Below are 2,907 nucleotides of genomic sequence, written 5' to 3' on the forward strand. Positions count from 1 at the left end.
TCATCAACCAATAATTAATTGGTCAGTGCTATTTATTTCAGCTTAGTGGCTAACTTATTCTTGAAATTTAGAAATAAAAAAGGAGGCTGGGAATTAACTATTATTTTCTAGCTTCTAACTAAGTACTGCCGAATGTGTTAATACTCACCTTGATCAATGACTTGCCAAAATACCACGGCACCTCTTCAAGTCCATCACATTTGATAATGGTAAAGAGTTTGCCGAATGGCGTGAGATCGCTAATAAGTATGATATTAGTACCTACTTTGCAGAAGTTGGTGCTCCCAATCAGCGGGGGTTAAACGAAAACAATAATGGTATTATTCGACGTGATGGGCTAAAGAAGGGCATGTATTTTCGTTCATTACCTGATGAATTAATCCGGCAAATTATGACACGCCGTAATAACATTCCACGCAAGTCACTTAGTTACCAAACGCCTTTAGAAGTATTCATGAAGCATATTACAGATGATCAATTTCTAATTTAAATTGACGTTCCGGGAATGTAAAAAAGTCGGCCCATGAGCACTCTAAGTTCATTAGCCGACTTTTTATGTTTAAAATATTAATCTGTCCGGGTGAATTTTCACTATCACTGAGCATTTTGTAATTCCTCCTTCGTGTGGAGCTCAGCCGTTAACAAATCACACAATGGGGTTGCAAGTCCATATTTCTTACCATGACGGGCAACATAGCCGTTAATATAGTCAATCTCTGTCCGCCGTTTGTTCTTGACCAGGTCCTGGTACATTGATGGGTAATGAGCACCGATAACACGGTAGCAATCTTCAACGTGCTTCACTGCTTCATCTACATCAAGGTGAATCCCCTCTTTTTCACCAACAGCAGCAAATTCCTTTACCACGCCAACAACCATCTCATGGGCACGACTTGTCTTACCAAATTCCTCAAGATTGCATTCAAAAAGGGTACACAGTGTGTTTAGTGTCCCATTAACACACCCTTTGCGAAAGACCGAATACCGTGGATCATCAAGTAATCGCGCCTTCAAGCCCGCTTCATCCAAAGTCTTAACTAATTCCGCTGCTCGACGATCTTGTGGTTCCCCCGGTTCAACGTTTCGTAACTCACAGCTCCCATCATCTTCCAGCAAGACGTGGTCCGGTCGGGTCATTTGTGCAGTCCACATTGTGTTACCAAGAAATACCCGATTCTTTGGCAGGTATTTCTCCAAGGTTTTCTCATGACCAATCCCGTTCATCAGGCAAAGGGCCAACGTATCATCATCAAAAACTGGCAGCATGTCCTTAACCATCTGTTCCAGTTGCATACTCTTGGTGAAAAAGAGAACCACATCAAAGTGCAGATCATGCGGTACCTCCTTTTGTCCATATACCGGAACATCTACCGCTACTTCTTCGCCATCGAGGTTTGCCCGGAGGCCACCTTGTTTGAGGGCGGCAACCCGTTCATCCCAACCATCAACAACTGTGACATCATTACCAGCTTGTTTTAACTTGAGGGCAAAACGCGTCCCCATCGCGCCAACTCCCGCAACTGCAACTTTCATTTAATCACGCTCCCTACTTAGCATTGACGACTACATTGCCAAATCCTTGGTCAAACTTCACTTCCCACTCACCAGCCGTAAGCTTTGGTGGCAGGACAAACGTACCGGATGATACCATTTGGCCCTTGCTAAACGTCTTCCCTTGTTCATCAAGTTTCTTGACTAACCACTGCAACGACTTAAATGGGTTGCCCAATACTTCTGATGATTCACCATCCTTCAATTTTTCACCATCTTTGTAAAGGTCTGCATGAACCTTTGCCGCATCATCAACACTGTCAAAGGCCTTGTCGGCATCGCGTTCTTCCCCGTAAACAACTAGGCCACCAACCGCACAATCAGACATTACGTTATACTTTCCAAGGTCCGGGAACCAGTCGACGAAACGCGCATCTGGCAGTTCCAAGTCACCGGCAACCGTCACCTTATGGAAAAGATCGTCAAGCGAGTCAGTTGGCTTCAGATCTTCCTTTGCCCGAAAGGCCAGTTCAACTTCCAGGAGCGGTTCGTTAAGGGTGGACAAATCGACATCCGCTGGTGACTGCAAGAACCGTTCTGCAACTTGTTGTCCGTATAACGGTGAATCCGCGTCAAACATGTCCTGGGTCTGCTTGCTCGTCAGTGATACCTTATAGCCTGCTGTTTCCTTTCCCTTTAACTTCATGACTTCATCTTGAACTGCATAGGCCGTGTCATCATCTGTCACTACGTCTTTCCAGTCGTCTTCTTTTAATGGGGTATTGGTGTCATAAGCTGTAAATAGTGCCTTGGCGAATTCTTCTTGCTTTGTGTTTAATTCAGTCATAGTAATTACCTCCAAAAAGTTCTTACAGCTAAATTTAGAAAGAAAAAAGCGTTCTTACCGTCGCATTTCTGCAACTGTAAGAACGCTTCCGCGTGGTACCATCCTACTTTAACCGGCACAAGGCCAGTCATCTCAATCACAAACTAACATTTGTGGCCAAGGTAATGGATGGCAACCAACCTAAGCTTACTTTAATTCAGCCGGTAACTCAGGAACGATTAACTCCCACGAGCCGTGACTAACTTTCACCAACCGTTAGCTCTCTGCACCTAGTCCCTGGTCATTATTTCCTTCAACGTTTTTCTCATCTAAATTTAATTGTTGATGATAATATACGCGCGATTATCTTCATTGTCAATAGTTAAAATTAAAATTCTTTAATAAAAGTGAACTGAGATCTCACTTTGCAACTTAAAATCTGTTGCACTTAGATTGTAAATACTCAGTAAAAAAAGAAAGGTTGGTCATTACTCCTTTCTCTTTTTTTAGAATTAGGCAGATTGTAAAATTTAAGTTGAACATTTAAGTGGACAGAAAAACCCATCAAGGTCTTTAATGGTGTTACCACA

At 42.9% G+C, this 2,907-nt stretch carries 2 protein-coding genes and 1 pseudogene; 1 reads left to right on the top strand and 2 read right to left on the bottom strand.

Features of this window, described 5'->3' with window-relative positions; genetic code table 11:
• Positions 1 to 124: 124 nt before the first annotated feature.
• A pseudogene (locus tag QOS10_RS09130) lies at positions 125 to 490 on the top strand (IS30 family transposase); the annotation flags it as partial.
• A 104-nt stretch (positions 491 to 594) separates the two neighbouring features.
• Here QOS10_RS09130 and QOS10_RS09135 read toward each other — a convergent pair.
• Complete coding sequence (locus tag QOS10_RS09135; protein ID WP_086118428.1) at positions 595 to 1,533, bottom strand: 2-dehydropantoate 2-reductase; 939 nt, start codon at positions 1,531 to 1,533, stop codon at positions 595 to 597.
• Between the two features lie 13 nt (positions 1,534 to 1,546).
• Positions 1,547 to 2,338, bottom strand: coding sequence for a 2-keto-4-pentenoate hydratase (locus QOS10_RS09140; protein WP_056994923.1), 792 nt, complete (start codon positions 2,336 to 2,338; stop codon positions 1,547 to 1,549).
• Positions 2,339 to 2,907 lie beyond the last annotated feature (569 nt).

Source organism: Limosilactobacillus galli (assembly GCF_947381495.1).
Lineage (GTDB): Bacteria > Bacillota > Bacilli > Lactobacillales > Lactobacillaceae > Limosilactobacillus > Limosilactobacillus galli.

Coding starts and splice junctions, on each gene's coding strand:
- QOS10_RS09140 (WP_056994923.1), bottom strand. CDS start 2,338: ATGACTGAATTAAACACAAAGCAAGAAGAATTCGCCAAGGCACTATTT.
- QOS10_RS09135 (WP_086118428.1), bottom strand. CDS start 1,533: ATGAAAGTTGCAGTTGCGGGAGTTGGCGCGATGGGGACGCGTTTTGCC.